General features: G+C 66.3%; 21 protein-coding genes. 14 read left to right on the top strand and 7 right to left on the bottom strand.

What is annotated here, in order from left to right; genetic code table 11:
* Positions 1-188: 188 nt before the first annotated feature.
* Together HAV22_RS30850 and HAV22_RS15385 are read right to left on the bottom strand one after the other, a co-directional pair.
* Entirely contained in the window at positions 189-2,807 is a 2,619-nt protein-coding gene (locus tag HAV22_RS30850; RefSeq protein ID WP_208296205.1) for a coiled-coil domain-containing protein, read from the bottom strand.
* A 113-nt stretch (positions 2,808-2,920) separates the two neighbouring features.
* Complete coding sequence (locus tag HAV22_RS15385) at positions 2,921-3,922, bottom strand: serine/threonine protein kinase (protein ID WP_166859993.1); 1,002 nt, start codon at positions 3,920-3,922, stop codon at positions 2,921-2,923.
* A gap of 98 nt (positions 3,923-4,020) precedes the next feature.
* On the opposite strand from HAV22_RS15385, the gene HAV22_RS15380 reads away from it, so the two are divergent.
* Both HAV22_RS15380 and HAV22_RS15375 read left to right on the top strand, forming a co-directional pair.
* On the top strand, positions 4,021-4,710 hold the full coding sequence (locus HAV22_RS15380) for a UPF0149 family protein (RefSeq protein WP_166859991.1): 690 nt from the start codon (positions 4,021-4,023) through the stop codon (positions 4,708-4,710).
* Between the two features lie 426 nt (positions 4,711-5,136).
* Entirely contained in the window at positions 5,137-5,691 is a 555-nt protein-coding gene (locus tag HAV22_RS15375; protein WP_166859989.1) for a PEP-CTERM sorting domain-containing protein, read from the top strand.
* Positions 5,692-5,749: 58 nt separating this feature from the next.
* Here HAV22_RS15375 and HAV22_RS31195 read toward each other — a convergent pair whose 3' ends face one another.
* Together HAV22_RS31195 and HAV22_RS15365 are read right to left on the bottom strand one after the other, a co-directional pair.
* Complete coding sequence (locus HAV22_RS31195; RefSeq protein ID WP_229421251.1) at positions 5,750-7,042, bottom strand: YihY/virulence factor BrkB family protein; 1,293 nt, start codon at positions 7,040-7,042, stop codon at positions 5,750-5,752.
* Positions 7,043-7,568: 526 nt separating this feature from the next.
* The gene (locus HAV22_RS15365; protein ID WP_166859987.1) at positions 7,569-8,306 is read right to left on the bottom strand and encodes an SDR family oxidoreductase; all 738 of its coding nucleotides are present in this window, start codon (positions 8,304-8,306) and stop codon (positions 7,569-7,571) included.
* Positions 8,307-8,407: 101 nt separating this feature from the next.
* On the opposite strand from HAV22_RS15365, the gene HAV22_RS15360 reads away from it, so the two are divergent.
* Positions 8,408-9,340, top strand: a complete 933-nt coding sequence (locus HAV22_RS15360) for an AraC family transcriptional regulator (RefSeq protein WP_166859985.1) — start codon at positions 8,408-8,410, stop codon at positions 9,338-9,340.
* A gap of 83 nt (positions 9,341-9,423) precedes the next feature.
* The gene (locus tag HAV22_RS15355; RefSeq protein WP_166859983.1) at positions 9,424-9,804 is read left to right on the top strand and encodes a hypothetical protein; all 381 of its coding nucleotides are present in this window, start codon (positions 9,424-9,426) and stop codon (positions 9,802-9,804) included.
* 181 nt (positions 9,805-9,985) lie between these two features.
* Here the strand turns inward: HAV22_RS15355 and HAV22_RS15350 are convergent, their stop codons facing one another.
* Positions 9,986-11,173, bottom strand: a complete 1,188-nt coding sequence (locus HAV22_RS15350) for an HPP family protein (RefSeq protein WP_166859980.1) — start codon at positions 11,171-11,173, stop codon at positions 9,986-9,988.
* Between the two features lie 148 nt (positions 11,174-11,321).
* On the opposite strand from HAV22_RS15350, the gene HAV22_RS15345 reads away from it, so the two are divergent.
* From HAV22_RS15345 to HAV22_RS15335, 3 genes are all read left to right on the top strand, one after another.
* Complete coding sequence (locus HAV22_RS15345; protein WP_229421264.1) at positions 11,322-11,666, top strand: MarR family winged helix-turn-helix transcriptional regulator; 345 nt, start codon at positions 11,322-11,324, stop codon at positions 11,664-11,666.
* Between the two features lie 4 nt (positions 11,667-11,670).
* Positions 11,671-13,434 (top strand): chloride channel protein, encoded by a 1,764-nt coding sequence (locus tag HAV22_RS15340; protein ID WP_166859976.1) that lies wholly within the window; start codon positions 11,671-11,673, stop codon positions 13,432-13,434.
* A 114-nt stretch (positions 13,435-13,548) separates the two neighbouring features.
* On the top strand, positions 13,549-14,514 hold the full coding sequence (locus HAV22_RS15335; RefSeq protein WP_166859974.1) for an MBL fold metallo-hydrolase: 966 nt from the start codon (positions 13,549-13,551) through the stop codon (positions 14,512-14,514).
* A gap of 136 nt (positions 14,515-14,650) precedes the next feature.
* Here the strand turns inward: HAV22_RS15335 and HAV22_RS15330 are convergent, their stop codons facing one another.
* Positions 14,651-17,140: an ATP-binding protein gene (locus tag HAV22_RS15330; protein ID WP_166859972.1), complete on the bottom strand. Its 2,490-nt coding sequence runs from the start codon at positions 17,138-17,140 to the stop codon at positions 14,651-14,653.
* Between the two features lie 74 nt (positions 17,141-17,214).
* Positions 17,215-17,793: an oligoribonuclease gene (gene orn / locus HAV22_RS15325; RefSeq protein WP_166859970.1), complete on the bottom strand. Its 579-nt coding sequence runs from the start codon at positions 17,791-17,793 to the stop codon at positions 17,215-17,217.
* A 158-nt stretch (positions 17,794-17,951) separates the two neighbouring features.
* Here orn and HAV22_RS15320 point away from each other — a divergent pair, with 158 nt between their 5' ends.
* The 7 genes from HAV22_RS15320 (at position 17,952) to HAV22_RS15290 (ending at position 25,115) form a co-directional block, all read left to right on the top strand.
* Complete coding sequence (locus HAV22_RS15320; protein WP_166859968.1) at positions 17,952-19,217, top strand: M48 family metallopeptidase; 1,266 nt, start codon at positions 17,952-17,954, stop codon at positions 19,215-19,217.
* Positions 19,214-19,546 carry a 4a-hydroxytetrahydrobiopterin dehydratase gene (locus HAV22_RS15315; protein WP_166859967.1) on the top strand — a complete coding sequence of 111 codons (333 nt, stop codon included), beginning with the start codon at positions 19,214-19,216 and terminating at the stop codon, positions 19,544-19,546. The genes HAV22_RS15320 and HAV22_RS15315 overlap by 4 nt, the downstream gene beginning before the upstream one ends.
* Complete coding sequence (rsgA, locus tag HAV22_RS15310) at positions 19,543-20,439, top strand: ribosome small subunit-dependent GTPase A (RefSeq protein WP_166859965.1); 897 nt, start codon at positions 19,543-19,545, stop codon at positions 20,437-20,439. Before HAV22_RS15315 ends, rsgA begins: the two co-directional genes overlap by 4 nt.
* Positions 20,440-20,516: 77 nt before the next feature.
* On the top strand, positions 20,517-21,449 hold the full coding sequence (gene argF / locus HAV22_RS15305) for an ornithine carbamoyltransferase (protein ID WP_166859963.1): 933 nt from the start codon (positions 20,517-20,519) through the stop codon (positions 21,447-21,449).
* A gap of 86 nt (positions 21,450-21,535) precedes the next feature.
* Positions 21,536-22,768, top strand: a complete 1,233-nt coding sequence (locus HAV22_RS15300; RefSeq protein WP_166859961.1) for an argininosuccinate synthase — start codon at positions 21,536-21,538, stop codon at positions 22,766-22,768.
* Positions 22,769-22,886: 118 nt separating this feature from the next.
* Positions 22,887-23,201, top strand: a complete 315-nt coding sequence (locus HAV22_RS15295) for a YkgJ family cysteine cluster protein (RefSeq protein WP_166859959.1) — start codon at positions 22,887-22,889, stop codon at positions 23,199-23,201.
* Positions 23,202-23,300: 99 nt separating this feature from the next.
* A complete protein-coding gene (locus tag HAV22_RS15290; protein WP_166859957.1) occupies positions 23,301-25,115 on the top strand; it encodes a methyl-accepting chemotaxis protein in 1,815 nt (604 codons plus the stop codon).
* Positions 25,116-25,117: the final 2 nt, after the last annotated feature.

Genomic DNA, 25,117 nt, shown 5'->3' with positions numbered 1-25,117 from the left:
TCTGCGGATCACGTTAGGGTCGGGGATTTACCTCCACGATTAATGCTCGACCTCTATCGCCAGCCTTCCACCCTGTATTCTTTCATGCCCCGGGGCGGCCGCTCTGCAATGACCGTTAGGGTGGGCAGCCCTGTGCCCACGCGTAACGTTGCGTTACGCCTGCGCCCGCATGGACTCGGCGGCTGGAATCACTCGTGCTCGCGATCGGCCCGTTGCTTGGCGACGGCGTCCGCGAGGCGAATCGCCGCCTGCACCTTCGACGGCTGCTGCGAGAACCGGCCCAGCACCTCGCGCGCAAGGTCTTCCGATTCGGCGCGCTGCTTGGCCTCGGCCTGGCGTGCCTCGATCTGTTCGCGCAGCGCGGCCAGTTCCGCCACCTGCTCGTCCTGGCGCGCCGATTCCAGTTCGACGAGACGCTTCTTCGCATCCGCCATTTCCTGCGTCGCCAGCGCCGTCTTGCGCTGCATCTCCGCCGCGCGCTGGGCGTCGGCCAGCAGCCCGCGCTGGGCCTCGCGCTTGTCGATTGCAGCCTGGGCCGCGGCCTGCTCGGCCGTCTCGCGCATTTTCGCCAGCTGGGCGCGCTCGGTCTCGGCGGCGGCGCGTGCCTCCGCCGCCGCCACTGCCGCCCGTTCGGACGCCATGCGCGCGGCCGCCGCTTCGTTGGCGCGCACGTCGGCCGCCGTCTGCTGCTGTTGCGACGACAGCTTTTGTTCCAGCAGCAGCAAGGCATCGTGCGCGACGTCGGCGGCGGCCCGCTCGGCCGCCAGCACTTCTTCCGTCAACTGCTGCTGGCGCTGCTCGTGGGCCGCGCGGTCGGCCTGGGCTTGCGCCAGTTCCGCCGCACGCGCCGCCTGGGCACGCTGGGCGTCGGCGACGGCCTGTTCGGCCTCGGCCTGGCGCGTCGCCTGCTCCGTGACGGCGCGTTGCGCATCGATGACGGCCTGGCGCTCGGCAGCCGCGCGCTGTTCCTGTTCGGCCTGGGCGGCCAGCAGCGCCGCCTGTTCCTGTTCGGCCGCGGCACGGCGCGCATCGAATTCGGCCTGCTGGCGAGACAGCGCGTCGCGGTGCGCCTGCAGCAGCGCCGCGTGCTCCTGTTCGAGGGCGGCGCGGCGCGCGTCGACGTCGGCCTGCTGGGCCGCGAGCGCATCGCGCCGGGCCTGCAAACGGGCCGCATGGTCCTGCTCGGCGGCCGCGAGGCGGGCCGCCGTTTCGGCCTGCAGCGCGCCGATCTCGCGCTGCAGCGCTTCGATCCGCTCGGCCACCCGCACCGCCTGCTCCTGTTCCATGGCGGCACGCGCCTCGGCCGCCGCCATCAACGTGCGCTCGGCCTCGAGACGTGCGTGCTCGCGCGCCAGCGCATCCTGCTCGGCCTGCACGCGCGCCGCCTCGGCCTGCGCGAGCTCGCGCGCCTGCGCGGCGCGCTCCTCCGCCAGGCGCGCGGCCTCGCGTTCGTGTTCGACCCGTTCGGCCTGGGCGGCGACTTCCGCCGCGGCCGCCGCGTTCTGCGCGGCGCGCGCGGCCGCGGCGGCGTCGGCGAGCGCGGCCCGCTCCTCGGCCAGCTGGCGCTCGCGCTCCTGCGCCTCGGCGTCGCGCTGCGCCGCATCCTGCGCCATGCGGTCGGCCTCCGCGCGCAGCCGCGCCTGCTGCTCCGCTTCGCGCTCGGCGTCGAGGCGTGCCTGGCTCTGCTGCGATTCCTCTTCTTCCGCCGCGGCCCTGGCCAGCGCGACGTCGCGCAGCTTGCGGTCGGCCTCGATGCGCGCCTCGGTTGCGGCAAGGATGCGCGTTTCCGCTTCCCGCCGCGCGCTCGCGGCGTCGGCCGCCATCTGTTCCAGGCGCTCGCGGTGGACGGCTGCGTCGCGCAATTCCTTTTCCGTCTGCATGCGCATGCGCAGCGATTGCGCGGCCGTCCGCTCCGACTCCACCTGCGCCTGCGCGATGGCTTCCCGTTCCTGTTCGATGTGTGCAAGGGCCCGTGCTTCCTCGAGCGCGCGCGCCTCCGCGGATGCGCGCGCGAACGCGGACGCGAGCGCGACCTGGTCCGCCCGCTCGCGCTGCTGCGCGAGTTCCAGCGCTTCCGCCTCGGCCTGCGCCAGCTTCTCCGCGGTCTGGCGCGCCGCACGCTCGGCCCGTTCGCGCTCGCGCGCGAGGATCGCCACGCGGGCATCTGCACTGGCGTTGTGGTGCACTTCCTCGTGCGCCGCGTGCACGGCCGCCGCGCGTTCGGCCGCCTGCCGGCGTGCCTGTTCGGCCTGCATGGCGAGCGCGTCCGCTTCGCGCTGGGCGCGTTCGGCGATCTCGGCGTCGACGCGCGCCTGTTCTTCCGCGCGCTTGCGGGCATCGTCCTCGGCCCGGGCGCGGGCCTCGGACGCGCGGCGGATCTGCGTGTCGGATTCAACGCGGGCGCGCAGCCCGGCCGTCTCCTGGCGGATCGCTTCCAGGCGCTCGGCCGCGGCCTTGGCGGCGGCGCGCAGCGTTTCGATGCGGTCGCGGTTCGCTTCGATCGCCTCTTCCGACGCCTGCGCGTTCGCGAGCGCAGCCGCCGCCGCTTCCGCATCGATGGCGGCCCGTTCCTCGGCCAGGCTGCGGGCGCGGGCCTCGGCATGGGCGCGGTTCTCGGCCGCGACGGCCGCCTTCGCTTCCGCCTCCACGCGCGCGATGCCTTCCTTGATCGCACGCTGCTCCAGATGCTCGCGCTGCGGCTCGACCTGCGGTGCCGCGTGCTCCTGGGCGGCGGGCATCAGGTCGATCGTGAAATCGGCGTCGTCGTGCTTGGCGGTCGGGTCGGTCTGGTCGGCGCGGTCGGTCATGGAATGCTCGCTGGAGGGCAAGCGGGCCCGGACGGGCCCGCACGACGATTATGCGGCATGGCTGCGTTTCGTGTCACGCCGAGCTGAATCGTGAAACAGTGGCAATTCCGCGTTTAGACCGGCCACAAAGGTGGTTCGTCCATCAGCGCCACCTGCTCGCGCAGCTCGAGGATGCGGTCTTGCCAGTAGCGCTGGGTATTGAACCAGGGGAAAGCCGCGGGAAACGCGGGATCGTCCCAGCGCATCGCCAGCCACGCCGAGTAATGGATCAGCCGCAACGTGCGCAGCGCCTCGACGAGGTACAGCTGGCGCGGGTCGAATTCGCAGAAATCCTCGTAGCCCGCGAGCACGTCGGACAGCTGGCCCACCATCTCGTGGCGCTCGCCCGACAGCAGCATCCACAGGTCCTGGACGGCCGGCCCCATGCGGCTGTCGTCGAAGTCGACGAAGTGCGGGCCGTCGCCCGTCCACAGCACGTTGCCGACATGGCAATCGCCATGCAGGCGGATCAGCGGCAAGGCGCCCGCGCGGTCGTAGCAGCGGGCAACGCCGTCCAGCGCCTGGTCGAGCACGCTCGCGTACGCCGTCAGCAGCTCCGGCGGAATGAAACCGTGGCCGATCAGCCACGCGCGCGGTTCGCGGCCGAACGTGTCGAGGTCGAGCCGCGGACGCTCGGCAAACGGCCTCGCCGCGCCCACCGCGTGGATGCGGCCGATGAAGCGGCCGATCCATTCCAGCGTGGCCGGATCGGACAATTCCGGCGCGCGCCCGCCGCGGCTGGGAAACACGGCGAAACGAAAGCCGCCGTGCTCGTGCAGGGTGCGGCCGTCGACCATGTCCGCTGGCACGACGGGCACTTCCGCGTCGGCCAGTTCTTGCACGAACGCGTGTTCCTCGAGGATGGCGGCATCGCTCCAGCGTCCGGGCCGGTAGAACTTGACGACGACCGGCGGGCCCTCCTCGCAGCCCACGCGGTACACGCGGTTTTCGTAGCTGTTCAGCGCGAGGAGACGGCCGTCGGCACGCAGGCCCGCGCTCTCGACGGCGTCCAGCACCGTCAGCGGATCGAGCCGGGAAAAGGGGTGCAAGCTCGGGTTGTCAGACTGTGTATCCATCCCGCCATTGTAAGACGGTCGGCCGGAACGCGTCTTTTTTCGCCGGCCGGGGCGCGACAAGAGTTACACTGGCGCCTTCAACGCAAGGAAACGCAACAATGCAACTCGACCAGCCCCTCTCCGAAAAAGAATTCGACGACCTCGACAACTTCCTCCTGTCCGACCGCTGTTCCGACGACGCGATGACGATGGACACGCTGCACGGCTACCTGACGGCCGTCGCCATCGGTCCGGAAACCATCATGCCGGCAGAGTGGCTGCCGCACGTGTGGGGCGAGGAAGGCGCCGTGCCCAAGTGGAAGAATCCGAAGGAGGAAGAGCGCATCGTCAACCTCATCATGCGCTTCATGAACGAAGTGCTCGTCACGTTCGAGGTCGCGCCAAAGGAATTCGAGCCGCTGTACGTCGAGCACGACATCAATGGCGAGACACTGATCGACGCCGAGGCGTGGTGCTGGGGTTTCTGGGAAGGCATGGAACTGCGCTCCGGTTCGTGGGACGAGATCTGGGATTCGGAAGCGGGCCCGCTGATGCGCCCCATCTACCTGCTGGGCGCCGACGAGATCGACGAAAGCGAGCTGGCGGAAGTCGAAGACCCGAAGAAGGCGCACAAGCTGGCGCTGGACATCGAGGCGAACCTGCCGGGCATCCACCGCTTCTGGTTGCCGCGCCGCAAGGCCGCCGTGGAAACCGTGCGCCGCGACGAGCCGAAAGTCGGCCGCAACGACGATTGCCCGTGCGGCAGCGGCAAGAAATACAAGAAGTGCTGCGGGGCCAACGAAGCCTGACTCCGCCAGGATACCGCCTCGGTGTGCACGCCGACCTGAAGCCATATTGCTCGACCAGGGCCATCACTGCGCTGTCGTCGGCATCGATAATCCCGTTGGCGTGGGCACGCAGTGTCCACGCCGCAGCTGATCCTCTCCCATCATTCGCGTGACCGTTGGCCCGCTGTCAGCGCGTTCTCGCCCGCCTCGTTTGCCGCAGCGTCCTGGTCGAGCGACATCGTGTTTTCTGGTACTGGCCAGCGGCGGCGGCATTGCCTGGGCACCGTCGCGATATCGCTACCCCTGCAACAGGAGTGATTCCTGTCAGGAATCTTTACACCCAAGAGTTGCCGAATTTGTAAGTAATTGATAATACTAAAGATTTCGCGCTGGCATCTAACTTGCTACACGGATATTGCCCTCAACCACCTGAAAGAAAATTTAAAAATGAAAAAGGTTTTTCTGAGCTTGGCGCTGGCCACCGGTGTGTTTTCGAATGCTCAAGCGGTCATCATTGATTCCAGCACCCCGATCCCAACCGCCAATTTCCTCAGCAACTTCAACAATAGCGGGCTCGACTGGGTTTATGCTGGTCCGATCGCGCCGAACGAATGGGGTCCCGGCAATATTCAGCCGGCTAGCTACCGCGCCGCTGAAGGCTGGCGTACGGCAACTGCGGCGGAGTGGGCCGCACATCCGCTGTGGAACGACTTCATTGCCCCCGGAAACCCTGGCGGCATCGTTTCCCCGGGCACTTTTAACAACCATTCGATCTACATCTATGCTTCCGAGTACTGGAGCGATTTTAGCCATGTCGATGCGGGCGACTTTGCCGGGGGCAATGTAACCGATGGCGTGAATGGTCCCATCAGCGGCGTACCGGAAACGATCTATGTCCGGAATACGCCGCAGAGCAACGATGTGCCGGAACCGGCATCCATCGCCCTGCTCGGTCTTGGCGCGTTTGGCATGAGCGTGCTGCGTCGTCGCAAGGCAGGTTAAGACATACCGTCAGATCAGCATGCTGATGCGAAGAGGCCGACAGCGATGTTGGCCTTTTTCATTGGGCTGTCCCGTCCTGTACTTTGCTGTTGGCGTACACCCAGGTATATTCGGCGCCGAACAGGAAAATCTGCGCGGAATAATAGAACCACGCGACGAGAATGACGAACGAGCCGGCTGCGCCAAAGCCCGTGGCCACACTCGATTTCGCGAGGTACAACCCGATCAACGCTTTGCCTACGTTGAAGAGCAACGCAGTCACCGCAGACCCCATCCAGACATCGTGCCAGGATATCTTCGCGGTCGGCATGATCTTGTAGATCATCGCAAACATCACCGTGAAAAGGGCGAACGACGCGGCGAAATTCAATACGTTCGCCAACACGCTTTCCGCTGCGGTCACCCCACCCAACCATTCGCTTGCCGCCGCGAGCGCGGCGCTGACGACGAGTGAAATCATCAGCATGAAAGCAAGTCCGAGAACCAACCCAAACGATAATATCCGGCTGCGCAACCAGCCCCAGATGCCCGACGGTTTCTGTTTCGCCGGCACCCGCCAGATGCGGTCCAGATCGGTTTGCAGCTCGGCGAACGTGGCGGTTGCGCCCACCAGCAAAAGAATACCGCCAACGATACTGGCAACAATCCCGGTCGACGGTTCGCGCGCAGCTTTCAGCAAGGCCTGCAAGGCCAGCGCCCCTTGCTTGCCCATGATGCTTTGAAACTGCGCAATAATCGCGCCTTGTGCCGCGTCCTGTCCAAATACCATCCCGGCAATCGCGATGATCAGGACCAGTAACGGTGCCAGGGAAAACAGCGTGTAATACGAAAGCGCTGCCCCCATGCTCGGCGCGTAATCATCCATCCATGCGTTTGCCGCCGCCAGGAAGATCTGCCACTGCCGACCGATCCAGCTCGTGGAGGTTTGCTCGAACTTTGGGAGCGCAGGCGTGCTTGCAGATGGTTCCGGGTCCTTCGCGTCAGGTTTGCGATCCTCGAAACGCGGCGGCGCGGGTTCCGTTTCTTTCTCGACCGGAGTGGCTGCGTCGACGCTGGCGTTGCTCATGACCGAGGCAATGGGCGCGACCAGTGACAGAACAAAACTACCGACCTTCAGCATCTCCCCAAGGCGATCGCTGCGTTCCGGTGTCACGTCGACTATCGGGGCTTTTTTGCGCCTGAGCAGCGCATAGCCCGCCGCCGAGATGCCCAGTACAGCGGCGCCGCGCACGTACGGAGAGGACAGTACGTCTGAAACCTTGGATTTCAACGCTTTGAATTGCTCATTCGTGCCCAACTCGGCGGCAACTACCGGGGTGTCGGCATGCATCTCATGAGCGGATGTGGTCATATTGTCCTCCTGTGGTCGGTATTCGTACCGGGCCGCCGTGGCGTGAACGCAAAAGGCTCGCTTCCTGGACGTGCTATCTACCCGAAAGCTTCACCGTAAGCCTTCCGACAGGGAGATTCAGTACGGTGACTCACCGTCTACGGAAGCAAAACGACGATTGTTGCAACCGAAGATGCCACTGTCGTACTGAGGCAATATGTTTGAAGGGCCGCAGCCTGAAGGGCCGATTGCGACCAGACAGTGTGAAAACGCGACATCACGACGTTTTGAGGGAGCTCTTCATCATTCCCGACCTCGTGCAAACGTCGTAGCGGGCGTTTCGGATAGCCGGGAGCCGCGGACGCCTCGTCGCGCCCGCGTTTGTACACAGCCTCGGCCATTAGCTGCCGTTCGTGTTGCCTGTAGGTCTCCCTTTGATGAAGCAAGCAACCATGATCGAGTATCGTACGCAGCCCTTGGGGTCTGCAGCGCGTCTAGATGAGTACCTGCGAGGCCATGCTTGCCGATGAGTCAGCCGACAACGCGCTCAAAACGGGCTCGCGGTCGGACGCACGATGAGCTCGCTGACGTCGACGTCTGCCGGTTGCTCGATCGCGAACCGGATCGCGCGTGCAATGGCGTCTGGCTTGAGCGCGATCTGGCGGTAGGCGCGCATTTCGGCACGTCCGGCCGCGTCCGAGATGGAATCGGCCAACTCTGACTCCACCACGCCCGGCGACACCAGGGTAACGCGGATATCGCCGCCGACTTCCTGGCGCAAGCCTTCCGTGATCGCAGCAACGGCAAACTTGGTCGCGCAATACACGGCGGCCGTCGGGCTTACGGTATAGGCGCCGATCGAGGCCATGTTGATGATCTGGCCGCTGCCCTGGCGTCGCATCACGGGCAGTGCCGCCGCGATACCATGCAGGACGCCGCGCACGTTCACGTCGATCATCCGATTCCACTCGTCGACCTTGAGCGCTTCCAGTTTCGACAGCGGCATGACGCCCGCGTTGTTGAGCATGACGTCGACGCGTCCATGGCGGTCGAGCGCGAAGTCGACGAACTGGCGCACGTTGTCCAGGCGCGTGACGTCGAGGGGGACGACGTCGGCCGAACCGTGATCGGCGCCGATCCGGGCGGCCAGTGTCTCGAGCCGGTCGGTACGCCGCGCGCCAAGGACCACGTGCATGCCATGCGCGGCCAAGTGGGCGGCGGTTGCCTCGCCGATACCGCTGCTGGCGCCGGTGATCAGGACGACTTTCCGTTTGCTGGTGTTCATGGAGTTGCTCCTGCGTGGGTTGAAGATGGACGCAGTATGGTCCGCGGACACGGCCGCGAAAATATCGGATAGTATTCGTCGATTGCCTATTCCTCCAAACCATGAACGAACTTCGACAACGGCACATCGTCACCCTGGTGCGTGATCTGGCCCCGTCCGCGGGCTATACCCTGTCCCGTCTTGCGGGTGTCCGTTTCATGCGCGCGGACGCTGCCATCGCCCGTGTGCCAGTTCTATACGAACCGAGCATCGTGTTTGTCGTCCAGGGCCGCAAGCGCGGCTTCCTGGACGGCGTGGTGTACACCTACGACCCGCACCACTACCTCGTGCTGTCGGTGCCGCTGCCGTTCGAATCGGATACGCTGGCCACTCCTGATGCGCCGATGCTGGCCGTATCCGTGGCGATCGACCTGCGCGTGGCGGCCGAAGTCGTGCTGGCTCTCGACCAACGGTATCGCCATGCTCCGCGCGACGCCGTCGGCATCTGCTCGACACCGCTGGACGACCGTCTGGGCGATGCACTGCTGCGCCTGCTCGAAGCGCTGTGTTCCGACGACGACGCCCGCATCCTCGGGCCGGCCATCGTGCGTGAGTTGCTATACCGGGTGCTGACCGGACCACAGGGTGGCGCGATCCACGCCGCGCTGACCCAGCAGAGTCATTTTGGCCGCATCGGCAAGGCGTTACGACGCATCCATGCAGCGTACGACCAGCCCGTCGACGTCGCAATGCTGGCTGCAGAAGCCGGCATGAGCCTCGCCTCCTTTCACGCTCATTTCAAGGCGGTCACGCGGACGACGCCGATCCAGTACCTGAAGACGACGCGCTTGCACAAGGCACGCCTGTTGATGGTGCAGGATGGCGTCAGCGCGGCCACCGCGTCCCAACTGGTTGGCTATGAAAGCAGTTCCCAGTTCAGCCGGGAATTCAAGCGCTTCTTCGGGCGTCCGCCCGGACACGAGGCGGCGGTGATGCGGGATGCGTTGGTGCAGATGCCGGCGCAGCAGGCCTCCACCTACGTGACGATGCAGTAGGCTGGGTGGTCACGCGGGATCGAATGATTGACAGTTGCTCCAGCAATAACGTAAGGCATCCTGCGAAACCGGGTCTGTAAACGTTGATCCAGTATCTCATCAATACGGATGCCGCACGAAGCGCTTTATCGAAGGCGAACATCGGGGACCCGGACGCCATGCGCATCCGCCGCTCGTCCGTCGAGCACCCGTACGGCACGATCAAATCGTGGATGGCCGCGTCGCACTTTCTGACGAAAGGACTGGAATGCGCGAAAACGGAAATGAGCCAGCACGTCCTCGCCTATCATTTCCGGCGATTGATGGCGATTCCGGGCAGATCGGGCATGGTGGCCGCGATCCGGGCCTTGGCCCGTTTTCTCAAGCGATGTGGGCTACTTTGGGGCGTCACCGTTCCGAGTTGGCCGAAGCCAGCGGAGATCAATTTTGGTGCGACAAGACGCCTCAGGCCGCTCCAGTACTAACCTTTGAGATTCGAGCAGTCGATCTTGCTTTTTTACACAGCCTCGGCCGATAGCGTACGATCGAAACGGCTCAATGTACGGTGTTGTTGCTCCGAGGGCAAGCCAACGGTAACGCTGCCGATCGCTCTGGCTTGTCGTGGCAGACTGTTTAGTCTGCGACGAACTTCATCGGCTCGCCGCTTCAGGCCGCTTCGGCCAACCGGGCTTCGAACAGCGCGGCCAGCAAGTCCGACTGGCTGACGACGCCGAGGAACACGGCCCGCTCGTCCACCACCGGGATATGGTGCAGGCCCACGTTGCTCATCAACGGGACGAGCGTGGCGATCGGTTCGTCCGCGCCCACGACCGCGACCTTCGTCGACATCAGCTCCCCCACCGTCGCCGCGCGCTCCGGGCGCACGCCCAGCACGTGGGCGAACAGGCCGCGCAAGCGCTCGGCCACGGTCTGGTAATCGTCCAGGCCCGCGTGATGCAGGAAATCGCTCTGGCCGATGATGCCCGCCACGCGGCGCGACGGGTCCAGTACCGGCAGCGCGTGCAGGTTGTGGTGGCGCAGCAGGCGCCAGGCTTCCGCGAGCGTCATGTCCGGCGTGGCCGTCACGACGTCCTTCGACATGATCGCGCCGCAGTTCACCGTGCCGAAGCGGCGCGCGTAGGCGCGCTGCTCCGTCTGCAGCAGGATCTCTTCCAGGTCGTCGCGGCTGACGTCCAGCACCTGGCCGTAGCGCGCGAGCACGGCGTCCAGGTCCTCGGCCGTGAAGCCCAGGCGTGCCATCGGCGCCGGGTCGCGCGTCGCGTGCGCCGCCTGCTGCGCCGTGCGCAGCATCGATTTCTGGTTGTGCGGATAGCGCCGCCCCGTCAAGTTGTTGAACACGAGCGCGGCCAGCACGATCAGCGTGGAGTTCAGACAGACGGGCAGGAACGCGAAGGTGAAGCCGGCCGCGTGGATCGCAGGTCCGCCGAGGACGGCCGTCAACGCCACCGCGCCGCTGGGCGGGTGCAGGCAGCGCAGCAGGAACATGACGAAGATGGCGCAGGCGCCCGCCAGCGGCGCGGCCAGCGCGGGATTGGCGACGCTCTTCGCGCAGATGATGCCGATCAGCGCGGAAATCGTGTTCCCGCCGATCACGGACCACGGCTGGGCCAGCGGGCTGGCCGGCACGCAGAACAGCAGCACGGCCGATGCGCCCATCGGCGCGACAAGGGCCAGCGGCCCGATGCCCGATCCCTTCGTCAGCATGTCGCTGAGGATCGCCGTCACGAACAGCCCCACGAGGGCCCCTGCCACCGCGCGCATGCGTTCGCCGCGCGGCACCGTATTCGGTTGCGGTACAAACGAACGCAACCATTCCAAACTCTGTTCCAGCATCATTTCTGTCGGTGCAAAAAAATATCACGTTATGATATATTATTTGGTTCCCGAAGCCAACGCCCTCCCGCAGGTCATCCCCGTGAAAGACGAATCACCCCCGCTGTCCAAGCCGGATTTCGCCGCATTGTCGGAATTCCGCTACCAGATGCGGCGCTACGAGCGCTTCTCCGAAAACGCCGTGCAGGCCGAAGGCATCACGCCGCTGCAATACCTGCTCCTCCTGCACATCAAGGGTTTTCCCGGACGCGAATGGGCCACCGTCGGCGAGCTGGCCGAGCGCCTGCAGGCCAAGCAGCATGGCGTCGTCGCGCTCGTCACACGCTGCGAAGCGGGCGAACTCGTCGAGCGCCGCACGAACGCGGCCGACCGGCGCCGCGTCGAAGTGCACCTGCTGCCCAAGGGCGAAGCCTTGCTGACGCGCCTCGCCGCCGTCCACCGCGCCGAACTGCACGCGCTGCAAGGCGTCTTCACCGTTCCCACTCTTGCATGACAATATGAAAACGACCACGCACCCTACCGCGCCCCGGCGCGATTTCTCCGGCGACGCGAGCCTGCTCCGCATCGCCGCCCTCGCCGCCGTCATCGGCGGGCTCAGCACGGTCGCCGCGCGCGTCCTGCTGACGATGATCCGCTTCTTCACGGACCTGTTTTTCTACGGCCGATTCTCGTTCGACGACCTGTCGCCTGCCAACAACACGCTGGGCGCATGGGTGATCGCGATCCCCGTGCTCGGCGGCCTCGTCATCGGCCTGATCGCCCGCTTCGGCACGGAGGCCATTCGCGGCCACGGCATTCCCGAGGCGATCGAGGCGATCCTGTTCAAGCGCAGCGCGATGTCGCCGAAGGTCGCCGTGCTGAAACCGCTGTCGTCCGGCATCGCGATCGGTAGCGGCGGCCCGTTCGGCGCGGAAGGCCCGATCATCATGACGGGCGGCGCCATCGGCTCGCTGATCGCCCAGTACTTCCACTTGACGGGCGGCGAGCGCAAGTCGCTGCTCGTGGCCGGTGCCGTGTCCGGCATGACGGCCGTGTTCGGCACGCCGGTGGCCGCCGTGCTGATGGCCGTGGAACTGCTGCTGTTCGAACTGCGCCCGCGCAGCCTGCTGCCCGTGGCGACGGCGTGCGCCGTCGCGGGCTTCCTGCGGCCGCTCGCGATCGGCGCGGGCGCCCTGTTCCCGCTGCAGACGGCGCCCGTGAGTCCCGTCGCCCTCGTGTCCTGCCTCATCGCGGGCATCGCGTGCGGCGCGCTCGCGTGGCTGATGTCGACGGCGCTGTACCGCGTCGAGGACGCCTTCCACCGCCTGCCCATCCACTGGATGTGGTGGCCCGCGTTGGGCGGTCTCGCCGTCGGCATCGGCGGTTATTTCCAGCCGCGCGCGCTGGGCGTCGGCTACGACGTCATCGGCGACCTCCTGCACAACCACATGCTGGCGGGCGCCATCGTCGGCCTGCTCGCGGTGAAACTCGTCATCTGGCTGATCGCGCTCGGCTCCGGCACGTCCGGCGGCGTGCTCGCGCCGCTGCTGATGCTCGGTGCCGGCCTCGGCGCCCTGCTCGGTCCTTGGCTGCCCGGCGCCGATCCCGCCCTGTGGCCCCTCGTCTTCATGGCCGCCACCTTGGGCGGCATGATGCGCGCGCCCGTGATGGCCGTCGTGTTCGCGTTCGAGCTCACGCACGACGCGAACTCCCTGCTGCCGTTGCTGGCCGCGTCGGCCGGCGCGTACGGCTTCACGGTGCTGACGATGGGCCGCTCGATCCTGACGGAAAAGATCGCCCGCCGCGGCCACCACATCTACCGCGAATACGGGATCGACCCGCTCGAGCGCCACAGCGTGGCCGAGGTGATGACGACGGACGTGCTGCACGTCGATGCGAACGACACGATCGGCGCCGTGCTGGCCACGCGTTTCGGCCCCGGCCAGCAGCACCGCGCCTTCCCCGTCGTCCGGAGCGGCGCCGTCATCGGCATGCTCGAACGCGACACGCTGGCGGGCCACCCGCCGGAGACGACCGTCGGCGCGCTGTACGGCGCCAATCCGCCGCTCGTCGCGCTGCCCGGCGAAACGTGCCGTGCCGTCGCCACGCGCCTCGCCGTGCACGGCATCGAACGCCTGCCCGTCGTGGCGCAACCCGGTCATGCGCAACTGGTGGGCATCGTCAGCCGCAGCGACCTGATCAAGGCGACGGCCACGCTGCACGACGAGGAACACGAACGGCGCGTGCTGCGCACCTTGCCGCTGGGACGCGGCCGCCCCTGAGCGAAGACAAAGAGGCCGCGCGAGCGGCCGGCAGGGTCCAGCGAGTTACTGAACAATCATGTACGATAAGCAATCCGCGTTCGCGCGTTTCGTTCATTCATCGAGGATAACAACATGATCAAACCGCTCAAGCAGACCCTGCTCGCCGCCGCCCTCGCCATGGCCGCCGCCGGTCTCGCCGTTCCCGCCGCCCAGGCCGCCGCGCCGATGGTCAAGACCCCCGCTCCCGGCTTTTACCGCGTGATGGTGGGTGACGTCGAAGTCACGCCGATCAGCGACGGCACGTTCGACCTGCCGATGGACCAGTACATGCGCGAGAAGCCGGAAGTGACGCGCGCCGCCATCGCGAAGAACTTCCTGAAGGTGCCGGTGGAAACATCGGACAACGCATTCCTGATCAACACGGGCAGCAAGCTCGTGCTCGTCGACACCGGCGCCGGCGCCCTGATGGGTCCGACTGTCGGCAAGTTCGTCAACAACCTGAAGGCGGCCGGCTACCAGCCTGAGCAGATCGACGAGATCTACATCACGCACATGCACGGCGACCACGTCGGCGGCCTCGTCAACAACGGCCAGCGCGTGTTCCCGAACGCGATCGTGCGCGCCGGCAAGGCCGACGCCGACTACTGGCTCAGCCAGGCCAATATGGACAAGGCCCCGGCCGACAAGAAGGATTTCTTCAAGGGCGCGATGGCGTCGATCAACCCGTACATCAAGGCCGGCAAGTTCAAGGCCATCGACGCGGACGGCGAGCTCGTCCCGGGTGTCGCCGCGATGGCCGAGCATGGCCACACGCCGGGCCACACCGTCTACATGGTGGAAAGCCACGGCCAGAAGCTCGTGCTGATCGGCGACCTGATCCACCTGGCCGCCGTCCAGTTCGACAATCCGCAAGTGACGATCGCCTTCGACAACGACGAGAAGGCCGCGTACGCGGCACGCAAGCGCGTGTTCGACGAGGCGGCCAAGAACGGCTGGCTGGTCGGCGGCGCGCACTTGCAATTCCCCGGCCTCGGGCATCTCACCACGCAGGGCAAGGGGTATCGCTGGGTGCCGGTCAATTACACGCAGATGCGCTGAAGCGGCCGAACATCACGTGGAGTGGGCTCCCCGAGCCCACGCGTACGTATGCGATTCGCGAACGTCCGCGTGGGCACAGGGTGCCCAACCTACCGCTACGTCAGCATATGAACGCGTTCGCGGCAGCGCCGTCCCGTTACCGCTCCGATCCAATCCCAGCCAATAAGCCCGCCAGCTCGTCCATGTCGACGGGCTTCACGAGGTGATGGTCGAACCCGGCCTCGAACGCCGCGCGGCGATCCTGTTCCTGTCCATAGCCCGTGACGGCCACCAGCACGATCGCGCCCGTCTGGGCGTCCGCGCGCAGGCGCCGTGCCAACTCGTTGCCATCCATGTCCGGCAGCCCGATGTCGAGCAGCGCCACGTCCGGCCGCTGCTGGCGCGCCCGCTCGAGCGCGCGGTGCGAATCGTGTTCAACTTCCACCAGATAGCCACACGCTTCCAGCAGCATGCCCAGCGTGGCCGCGGCGTCGACGTTGTCGTCCACCACGAGCAGCCGCAGCGGCCGCCGTCCGCCGGGCGCCGCACTGGCCGCGTCCGGGGTCGCGGCGCGCGGCGCCGCTTGCGTGGCGGGCTCCATCAGCGGCAGCGCCACCTCGAACGTGCTGCCCTGCCCCAGCCCCGGACTCGTGCAGAGCACGGTGCCGCCATGCAGCTCGACGAGGTTCTTGACGAGCGCGAGGCCCAGCCCGAGGCCACCCTGGGCGCGGTCGACCGAGCGCTGCGCCTGCGTGAACAGGTCGAACACGTGTCCCGTCAATCCCGGCTCGATGCCGATGCCTTGGTCGCGCACGACCAGCAGCAGCCGGCCGCGCGCCGCGTCGACGGTGGCCGCCACGTCGATGCGGCGATCTTCCTGCGTGTACTTGGCCGCGTTGTTCAGCAGGTTCGCCAGCACCTGCACGAGACGCGCCCGGTCGCCGAGCACGGTCGCGTCCGGGTCGGCGATGTCGACGGCGAGGTGCTGGCGGCGCGCCTCGAACATGGGGCGCACCTGCTCGATCGCCTCGTCGACGATGGTGCGCGCCGCCACGGGCGCGCGCGCGAGCGTGACGAGCCCGCGCGTGACGCGCGAGACGTCCAGCAGGTCGTCCACGAGGCTCGTCATGTGGCGCACCTGGCGGCCGATGATGGCGCTGCTCTGGCGCACCCTCGCTTCATCGAGGCGTCCGATACGCAGCAAATCGGCGGCGGCGCTGATCGGCGCCAGCGGATTCCTCAGCTCGTGCGCCAGCATCGCGAGGAATTCGTCCTTGCGACGGTCGGCCGCGTGCAGCTTGTCCTCGGCGGCCCTGCGCTCCGTGACGTCGCGGAAGAACGACACGAGGCCTCCGTCGGCCGTCGGATAGGCGCGCACCTCGCACCAGATTTCGCCGCCGTCCGGCATGGGCTGGCGGTACTCCGCCGTGCCCGCCACGCGGTCGCGCATCACGCGGCGGTACATGCGCCCCGCCGCGCTGTCGATCGCTTCCGGCCAGACGTCCCAGTGGTTGCGGCCGATGATGTCGTCCGCGTCCATGTGCGCGATGCGCAGGCCGGCCTGGTTGATCTGCAGGACGGTCCAGTCGCTGGCGAGCAGCATGAAGCCTTCCGCGATCGTGTCGAGGATCGTGCGGCTGCGGTCGCGCTCTTCGCGCAGCGTGCCCTGCACGCGCGCCAGGTCGGCGGCCGCGCGGATGCGCTCGGCCGTGCCCCGCGCCAGCGCCACTTCGGCGTCGGTCCAGGCGTGCGGGCGGTCGAGGCCCAGCATGAGGAAGGCCTGCAGGCGCCCGCTGCGGCGCAGCGGCACCGCGAGGCAGGCCTGGATGTCCAGCGCGAGATACGTGCCCTGGCGCGCGGCCGTGCGCGGGTCGGTGCGCATGTCGGCCACCGCGACGACGTCACCCGCGCGGCCGGCGCGCTCGAGCTCCGGGCCGAACGCGTCGAGGGCGAACGTGTGGCCCGCGACGCCGGCGAGGCCGGGCCGGCACCAGTCGCGCGGCACCGCCATCGTGGCGAGCGCATCGTCGACCTCGCCGTACAGCACGCGCGCCATGCCCAGCTCCAGGCCCAGCAGGGTGCAGCCCTTGCGGATGGCGTCGTCGCTCGACGCCAGCGGACGCAGCGCGTCGGCCACCGTCAGTTCGAACGCGGCGCGGCGCTCCGCCTGCACGCGGGCCGTCGTCTCGATGCAGGTGCAGTACAGGCCGGCCACGCGGCCGTGGCCGTCGTGCAGCGGGGAATACGAAAACGTGAACCAGGTCGCCTCGCGAAAGCCCTTGCGCTCCATCGCCAGGGGCAGGTCTTCGAAATAGGCGGAGATGTTCGACAGCGCGCGGTCGACGATCGGCACGAGGTCGGGCCAGATCTCGGACCACACCTGCTGGAACGGCGCGCCGAACGCGGCCGGGTGCTTGTCGCCCAGGATGGGGATGTAGGCGTCGTTGTACAGGAAGCGCAGGTCGCCCCCCCATGCGACGAACATCGGGAAGGCGGAGCTGAAGGCCATCGACACGGCGGTGGCCAGCTCCGGCGGCCAGCCTGCGGGCGGACCGAGCGGCGACGTGCTCCAGTCGTGCTCCCGCAGGAGACGCCGGACGTCGCTGTCTCCGCCGAGGCCGGCGGTGGTACGCAAGATGTCAGCCATGGGCCAATTTTCGCATACCTGCCTTGCGACCCCATGCACGATTGCAACTTCGTGTCTGGGGCCGCCTGGCTGCTTTACAGTTTAATGAAGTGCTCGCGGTAGTAGCGCAGCTCTTCGATCGACTCGATGATGTCGGCCAGCGCCGTGTGCTTCTGCGCCTTCTTGAAGCCGGATGCCAGTTCCGGCTTCCAGCGGCGGCACAGTTCCTTCAACGTGGACACGTCCAGGTTACGGTAGTGGAAGAACGCTTCCAGCTTCGGCATGCCGCGCGCCATGAAGCGGCGGTCCTGGCAGATCGAGTTGCCGCACATCGGCGACTTGTTCGCCGGCACCCACTGCCTCAGGAAGGCGATCAGCTGCTCCTCGGCCTGGGCCTCGTCCACCGTCGACGCCTTCACGCGATCGATCAGGCCCGAACGGCCGTGCGTGCCCTTGTTCCAGGCATCCATCTTGTCCAGGGTGGCGTCGCTCTGGTGCACGGCGATCACGGGACCTTCGGCCAGCACGTTCAGGTTGGCGTCCGTGACGACGGCGGCCACTTCGATGATGCGGTCGTTGTCCGGGTCGAGGCCGGTCATTTCCATGTCGATCCAGACGAGGTTGAATTCGTTCGGACGCGGAGTCGCTGCTTCGGTAGGGGTAGCTTGTGACATAATTCTCTCTTCGCTGTAGTCAGCGGGGTCAGTTGTAATCAGCGGGGTCAATCAGCGGGGTCAGAGCACGACGGCGAAATTCGTGCTCTGACCCCGAAAGTAAAAGTACGAAATTCGTGCTCTGACCCCGAAATGTAGGATTTTCTCACAGGCATAGAATGCTTTCATCCGCGTTTTCGGTTTTGTTCGTCGTTTTCCTGCTGCTGACCCTCGGCCTGCGTTACTGGCTGGCCCGGCGGCACATCCGTCACGTGCTGCGGCACCGCGACAGCGTGCCGGCCGAATTCGCCGAAAAAATCCCCCTGTCCGCGCACCAGAAAGCGGCCGACTACACGGTCGCCAAGACCCGCTTCGGCCTGTGGGCCGCGCTGTGGAACACGCTCGTGCTGACCGGCTTCACCCTGCTGGGCGGCCTGCAGGCGCTGTCGACGGCGCTGCTGCACGCGACGGGCCCCGGTATGGCGCACCAGATCCTGTTGATCGTCGCGTTCGCCGTCGTCTCCGGTGCGCTCGACCTGCCGTTCTCGTACTACCGCCAGTTCGTGCTGGAAGAACGCTTCGGCTTCAACAAGATGACGGTCGGCCTGTGGGTCGCCGATGCCGTCAAGGGCGCCCTCGTCGGCGCCGTCATCGGCCTGCCGCTGCTGTGGGTCGTCCTCGCCTTGATGGACAAGACGGGCACGCTGTGGTGGTTGTACGCGTGGCTCGTGTGGAGCGGCTTCCAGCTGTTGATGATGGTGCTGTACCCGACCGTCATCGCACCGCTGTTCAACAAGTTCACGCCGCTCGCGGACGACACGCTGAAGGCGCGCATCGAAGGCCTGATGGCGCGCGTGGGCTTCGCCGCGAAGGGCTTGTTCGTGATGGACGGCAGCAAGCGCTCCGCGCACGGCAACGCCTATTTCTCCGGCTTCGGCGCCAATAAACGCATCGTGTTCTTCGACACCCTGCTGTCGCGCCTCGCGCCGGCCGAAGTCGAGGCCGTGCTCGCGCACGAGCTGGGACACTTCAAGCTGAAGCACATCGTCAAGCGCATCGTCGTGCTGTTCGCATTGTCGCTCGCGTTCCTCGCGCTGCTCGGCTGGCTGAAGACGCAAGTGTGGTTCTACATGGGTCTCGGCGTGCTGCCGCTGCTGGGCCAGTCGAACGATGCGATGGCCCTGCTGCTGTTCTCGCTCGCGCTGCCGGTCTTCACGTTCCCCTTCTCGCCCCTGACGTCGATCACGTCGCGCAAGCACGAGTTCGAGGCGGACGCATTCGCCGCGAGCCACAGCGACGCGCGCGACCTCGTGTCCGCCCTCGTCAAGATGTACGAGGACAATGCGTCGACCCTGACGCCGGACCCGCTGCACTCCGCGTTCTACGATTCGCATCCGCCGGCCTCGGTGCGCATCCGCCAGCTGCGCCTCGCGGGGGCCGCATGAGCCTCGTCGACCGCTACAGCGTGCACGGCGCGCCTGCGCTGGACGATGCCGCAATCCAGTCGCTGCTGCCCGACGTGCCCGACTGGCACGTGAACGGCAACCATCTCGAACGCGAGTTCGTGTTCCGCGACTTCCACGAGACGATGGAATTCGTGAACGCCCTCGCCTTCATGATCCACCGCGAAGACCACCACCCCGACCTGACGGTGGGCTACCGCCGCTGCACGGCGTCGTGGACGACGCATTCGGCCGGCAACCGCCTGTCCGACAACGATTTTATTTGCGCAGCCAAGGCCGACGCACTGTACGCGGGACGGGCGGGCGCATGACGAAACACGATTTGACAGGCACCATCGTCGCCGCCCACGGCCGGCATTACCTGGCCGACGTCGACGGCGAATTCCTCCAGTGCGTCACGCGCGGCAAGAAGACCAATGTGGCGGTGGGCGACGTCGTGCACCTGAAGCGCACGTCGAACGACCAGGCCGTGATCGAAAAGATCGCCGAGCGCACCACGTTGCTGTACCGCTCCGACCAGTACAAATCCAAGCTGCTGGCGGCGAACATCTCGCGGCTGTTCATCGTCATCGCGACGGAACCGAGCTTCGCGGACGACCTCGTGTCGCGCGCCCTCGTCGCGTGCGAGGCGGCGGGCGTCGACGCTCACCTCATCCTGAACAAGGTCGACCTCGAACCCAACCTCGCCCGCGCGCGCGAACGCGCGAGCCTGTACACGAACCTCGGCTATCCGCTGCACGAAGTCTCCGCAAAGACGCACCCCGAAGAGACCGTCGCGACCCTGACGCCGCTGCTGCAGGGCCAGTCGTCGATTCTCATCGGCCAGTCGGGCATGGGCAAGTCGTCGCTCGTGAACCTGCTGGTACCCGATGCCGACATCGCGGTGCGCGAAATCTCGGAAGCGCTGGACACGGGCAAGCACACGACGACTTTCACGCGCCTGTACAAGCTGCCGGAAGGTGGTACGCTGATCGATTCGCCGGGATTCCAGGAATTCGGGCTGTACCACCTGACGGAAGGCATGCTGGAACGGGCGTTCGTCGAGTTCAAGCCCTACCTGGGCGGTTGCAAGTACTACAACTGCCGCCACCTCGCGGAACCGCAGTGCGCCGTGCTGCAGGCCGTCGCGGACGGCAAGATCGCGAAGCTGCGCCACGACCTGTACGCCCAGCTGCTGCACGAGTCGGCGCAGACGTTGTACTGACAAATTCCGCGCCAATTTCCCGGCAGATAAACAAAAACGCTTATAATCCAAGAGATTATCGTATTTCAGACACAAAAATGGCTGGCACGACTCCCACCAACATCAAGCATTTCCTGCAGTTCTCCGACTTCACCCGCGCCGAGTTCGAGTACCTGATCGAGCGTGCGACCGTCATCAAGCGCAAGTTCAAGAACTACGAGATCTACCACCCGCTCGTCGACCGCACGCTCGTCATGGTGTTCGAAAAGAACTCCACGCGCACGCGCCTGTCGTTCGAGGCGGGCATGCACCAGCTGGGCGGCGCCGCGATCTACCTGAACACGCGCGACAGCCAGCTGGGACGCGGCGAACCCGTCGAGGACGCGGGCCAGGTCATGTCGCGCATGTGCGACATCATCATGGTGCGCACGTTCGGCCAGGACATCATCGAGCGCTTCGCCGCGCACTCGCGCGTGCCGGTGATTAATGGCCTGACGAACGAACACCACCCGTGCCAGGTGCTGGCCGACATCTTCACGTACTACGAGCACCGCGGCTCCATCGTCGGCAAGACAGTGGCGTGGATCGGCGACGCCAACAACATGCTGTACTCGTGGCTGCAGGCGGCCGAGGTGTTCGGCTTCCACCTGAACGTGTCGACGCCGAAAGGCTACGACCTCGACCCGGCGCTCGTCACGACGAAGAACTACACGCTGTTCGAGAACCCGTCGGACGCGTGCGCCGGCGCGCACCTCGTGAACACGGACGTGTGGACGAGCATGGGCTACGAAAAGGAAAACGCCGAGCGCCTGAAGGCATTCGACGGCTTCATCGTCGACGAGGCGAAGATGGCGCGTGCGAGCAGCGACGCGCTGTTCATGCACTGCCTGCCCGCGCACCGCGGCGAGGAAGTGTCGGCCGGCGTCATCGACGGTCCGCAATCCGTCGTCTGGGACGAGGCCGAGAACCGCCTGCACGTGCAGAAGGCGCTGATCGAATACCTGCTGCTGGGCCGCATCGAAGACAAGTAAACACACCACCAATGAGCCTGATCGTCGGCCCGCTGAGGGCCGGCTGACCATCATCCCCCTCCACATCTGACACCACTGGAACTTCCATGAGCGACATTAAAAAAGTAGTCCTCGCCTACTCGGGCGGCCTCGACACCTCCGTCATCCTCAAATGGCTGCAGGATCACTACCAATGCGAAATCGTCACCTTCACCGCCGACCTGGGCCAGGGTGAAGAGCTGGAGCCGGCGCGCGCCAAGGCGCTGAAGTTCGGCATCAAGCCGGACAACATCTACATCGACGACGTGCGCGAAGAGTTCGTGCGCGACTTCGTGTTCCCGATGTTCCGCGCCAACACCGTGTACGAAGGCGAATACCTGCTGGGCACGTCGATCGCGCGTCCGCTGATCGCCAAGCGCCTGATCGAGATCGCCAACGAAACGGGCGCCGACGCCGTGTCGCACGGCGCGACCGGCAAGGGCAACGACCAGGTCCGCTTCGAGCTGGGCGCATACGCGCTGAAGCCGGACGTCAAGATCATTGCCCCGTGGCGCGAGTGGGACCTGCTGTCGCGTGAAAAACTGCTGAAGTACGCGGAAGACGCCGGCATCGAGATCGACATGAAGCACAAGAACGGCGGCGCGCCGTACTCGATGGACGCCAACCTGCTGCACATCTCGTTCGAAGGTCGCCACCTGGAAAACCCGAGCGCGGAAGCCGAGGAATCGATGTGGCGCTGGACCGTGTCGCCGGAAGCGGCACCGGACGAGGCCGAGTACCTGGACATCGAATACGAACACGGCGACATCGTGGGCCTGAACGGCAAGAAGATGACCCCGGCGCAAGTCCTCACGGAACTGAACCGCTTGGGCGGCAAGCACGGCATCGGCCGCCTGGACCTCGTGGAAAACCGCTACGTCGGCATGAAGTCGCGCGGCTGCTACGAAACCCCGGGCGGCACGATCATGCTGCGCGCGCACCGCGCCATCGAATCGATCACGCTGGACCGCGAAGTGGCGCACCTGAAGGACGATTTGATGCCCCGCTACGCTTCCTTGATTTATAACGGCTACTGGTGGGCGCCGGAACGCGTCGCGCTGCAGACGCTGATCGACCACACGCAGAAGAGCGTCAACGGCTGGGTGCGCGTCAAGCTGTACAAGGGCAACGTGATCGTCGTGTCGCGCGATTCGAAGACGGATTCGCTGTTCGACATGAACATCGCCACGTTCGACGAAGACGGCGGCGCCTACAACCAGGCCGACGCCGGCGGCTTCATCAAGCTGAACGCCTTGCGCATGCGTATCGCCGCCAAGGCGCGCGCAAAACGCGGTCAGTAAGCCACACGGGCCTTGGCCGACGAGCCGCCGCTCCGCGAGGACCGGCGGCTTTTTCATGGCCGCTGCCTTTTCAGCGGACCGTCGGCGCGCTACCATCGCGTCTCTTTTGGCGGACACCATGAGCGATCACAGCGACAATCCCTGCCTGTCGTGCGGCGCCTGCTGCATGACCTACCGCGTCTCCTTCTACTGGGCCGACGGCGACGCGCGCGGCCTGCCGCCCGCCCTCACGGAGCGGGTCAATGCGCACATCGCCTGCATGGCGGGCACGAACTCGAATACGCCCCGCTGCGCGGCCCTGGAGACGGGCCCCGGCGGCCACGTCGCATGCCGCGTCTACGCGCAGCGCCCCGATCCCTGCCGCGAGGTGCAGGTCGGCGACGACAAGTGCCGCCATGCGCGCGCACGGCACGGCCTGCCCGCGCTATCCTGACCAACCCGGCCCCGGCGCGCGTTTCATCCGTGCGGGAATTTCCGTGAAGCCAATAAACTGATACATTCACGACGTTTCCCCCGACACACTGGAGAGCGCATGTTTTACAATCTGAGCATCAGGAACAAACTCGTCGCGGGCTTCGGCGCCATCGTCGCGATCATCCTGTTCCTGCTGATCCTCGCGTATAACAATTTCGCCAACCTGTCCGAGGGCAACCGGTGGAACCGCCACACGCTGGACGTGCTGCTGGAAGTCGACCGCGTCGCCACGTCCGTGCTGCAGGTGCAGTCGTCCGTGCGCGGCTATGTATTGACGGGCAACGAGACGCTCGTCGCGCCGATACGCAACGACTACGCGACGGCGCGTACCCACCTGAAGCGCGTCCAGGCCATGACCGTCGACAATGCCCAGCAGCAGGAACGGCTGCGCCGGCTCGATACGCTGCTCTCCACGTGGATGGACCAGTCGGTCACGCCGCAAATCGACATACGCCGCACCGCCGGCGCGTCGGGCACGGTGAACGTGTCGCCGCGGATCGAAGCCATGATCCTGGGGGGCACGAGTTCCGTCGCCGCCATCCGCGACGTACTGGACGACATCGAGGCCGAGGAGACGCGCCTGCTCGTCCAGCGCCAGAAGGACACCGACACGCTGCGCGAGACGATGACCATGCTGCTGACGGCGGGCGGCGTCGTCTGCGTCGTGCTCGCGGTGCTCATCTCCACCCTGCTCGTGCGCGCGATCTCGCGTCCGCTGGACAGCCTGATGCGGGCGGCCGGCCAGATCGCCGGCGGCACGCACGGCGCCCGCGCCGACGTCCTGTGGCGCGACGAACTGGGCCAGGTCGCGCTGGAATTCAACCGCATGGCCCAGGCCATCGAGGACAGCCAGGCCAAGGAACAGGCGGCGACGAGCGCGTTGCGTGCCAAGGTCGACACCCTGCTCGACGTCGTGTCGAAGGCGGCGCGCGGCGACCTCACGGGCACGATCGAGATCAGCGGGAGCGACGCCATCGGCCGCCTGGGCGAAGGCCTGGCGACCATGTTCGGCAACCTGCGCAGCCTGCTGAACAACGTGCAGCGGGCCGGCATCCAGGTCACCACGTCGGCCACGCAGATCGCCGCGTCGGCGCGCGAACAGGAAGCGACGGGCATCGAGCAGGCGCAGACGAGCGTCGAGGTCCTGTCGACGACGCGCGAGATCTCCGCGAACACGTCGCAGCTGCTGCGCACGATGGAGGAAGCGACGGAAGTGGCCGACTACACGACGTCCGCCACGGCCGAGGCGCAGGGCAACCTCAAGCGCATGGACCAGTCGATGCAGCAGATGGTCGCGGCCACCGACGCGATCAGCGCGAAGCTGGCGACCTTGTCGGAAAAGGCCAGCAACATCAACGGCGTGCTGACGACCATCACCAAGGTTGCGGACCAGACCAACATCCTGTCGCTGAACGCCGCGATCGAGGCCGAGAAGGCCGGCGAGGCGGGCCGCGGGTTCGCCGTCGTCGCCAGCGAGATCCGGCGCCTGGCCGACCAGACGTCCGTGTCCACATGGGACATCGAGCAGATGCTGAAGGAGATGCAGTCCGCCGTGTCGGCCAGCGTCATGGGCATGGACAAGTTTACCGAGGACATCCGCCGCAGCGTGGACGAGGCGCGCCACGTGGGCGAGCAGCTCTCCGGCATGACGGAGCAGGTGAGCAAGCTGGCGCCCCGCTTCGACCTCGTGCTGCAGGGGATGCAGTCGCAGGCCGTCGGCGCGCAGCAGATCACGGAGACGATGACGCAGCTGTCCGAGGCGAGCCAGCAGACGGTCGACTCGCTGAAGGCGACGAGCGAGGCCGTGCACCAGTTGCAGTATGCCGCCACGGACCTGCAGCAGTCCGTCGCCACGTTCTCCGTCACCCAGTAAAC

The organism is Telluria antibiotica, assembly GCF_011682055.1.
Lineage (GTDB): Bacteria > Pseudomonadota > Gammaproteobacteria > Burkholderiales > Burkholderiaceae_D > Telluria > Telluria antibiotica.
The sequence above is the reverse complement of the archived record's forward strand: the minus strand, read 5'-3'. Positions and strand labels throughout refer to the sequence as shown.

Excerpts from the sequence above, each read along its gene's own strand:
- HAV22_RS30850 (WP_208296205.1), bottom strand. The coding sequence starts at position 2,807 with ATGACCGACCGCGCCGACCAGACCGACCCGACCGCCAAGCACGACGAC.
- HAV22_RS15385 (WP_166859993.1), bottom strand. The coding sequence starts at position 3,922 with ATGGATACACAGTCTGACAACCCGAGCTTGCACCCCTTTTCCCGGCTC.
- HAV22_RS15380 (WP_166859991.1), top strand. The coding sequence starts at position 4,021 with ATGCAACTCGACCAGCCCCTCTCCGAAAAAGAATTCGACGACCTCGAC.
- HAV22_RS15375 (WP_166859989.1), top strand. The coding sequence starts at position 5,137 with ATGAAAAAGGTTTTTCTGAGCTTGGCGCTGGCCACCGGTGTGTTTTCG.
- HAV22_RS31195 (WP_229421251.1), bottom strand. The coding sequence starts at position 7,042 with ATGACCACATCCGCTCATGAGATGCATGCCGACACCCCGGTAGTTGCC.
- HAV22_RS15365 (WP_166859987.1), bottom strand. The coding sequence starts at position 8,306 with ATGAACACCAGCAAACGGAAAGTCGTCCTGATCACCGGCGCCAGCAGC.
- HAV22_RS15360 (WP_166859985.1), top strand. The coding sequence starts at position 8,408 with ATGAACGAACTTCGACAACGGCACATCGTCACCCTGGTGCGTGATCTG.
- HAV22_RS15350 (WP_166859980.1), bottom strand. The coding sequence starts at position 11,173 with ATGCTGGAACAGAGTTTGGAATGGTTGCGTTCGTTTGTACCGCAACCG.
- HAV22_RS15345 (WP_229421264.1), top strand. The coding sequence starts at position 11,322 with ATGCGGCGCTACGAGCGCTTCTCCGAAAACGCCGTGCAGGCCGAAGGC.
- HAV22_RS15340 (WP_166859976.1), top strand. The coding sequence starts at position 11,671 with ATGAAAACGACCACGCACCCTACCGCGCCCCGGCGCGATTTCTCCGGC.
- HAV22_RS15335 (WP_166859974.1), top strand. The coding sequence starts at position 13,549 with ATGATCAAACCGCTCAAGCAGACCCTGCTCGCCGCCGCCCTCGCCATG.
- HAV22_RS15330 (WP_166859972.1), bottom strand. The coding sequence starts at position 17,140 with ATGGCTGACATCTTGCGTACCACCGCCGGCCTCGGCGGAGACAGCGAC.
- orn (WP_166859970.1), bottom strand. The coding sequence starts at position 17,793 with ATGTCACAAGCTACCCCTACCGAAGCAGCGACTCCGCGTCCGAACGAA.
- HAV22_RS15320 (WP_166859968.1), top strand. The coding sequence starts at position 17,952 with ATGCTTTCATCCGCGTTTTCGGTTTTGTTCGTCGTTTTCCTGCTGCTG.
- HAV22_RS15315 (WP_166859967.1), top strand. The coding sequence starts at position 19,214 with ATGAGCCTCGTCGACCGCTACAGCGTGCACGGCGCGCCTGCGCTGGAC.
- rsgA (WP_166859965.1), top strand. The coding sequence starts at position 19,543 with ATGACGAAACACGATTTGACAGGCACCATCGTCGCCGCCCACGGCCGG.
- argF (WP_166859963.1), top strand. The coding sequence starts at position 20,517 with ATGGCTGGCACGACTCCCACCAACATCAAGCATTTCCTGCAGTTCTCC.
- HAV22_RS15300 (WP_166859961.1), top strand. The coding sequence starts at position 21,536 with ATGAGCGACATTAAAAAAGTAGTCCTCGCCTACTCGGGCGGCCTCGAC.
- HAV22_RS15295 (WP_166859959.1), top strand. The coding sequence starts at position 22,887 with ATGAGCGATCACAGCGACAATCCCTGCCTGTCGTGCGGCGCCTGCTGC.
- HAV22_RS15290 (WP_166859957.1), top strand. The coding sequence starts at position 23,301 with ATGTTTTACAATCTGAGCATCAGGAACAAACTCGTCGCGGGCTTCGGC.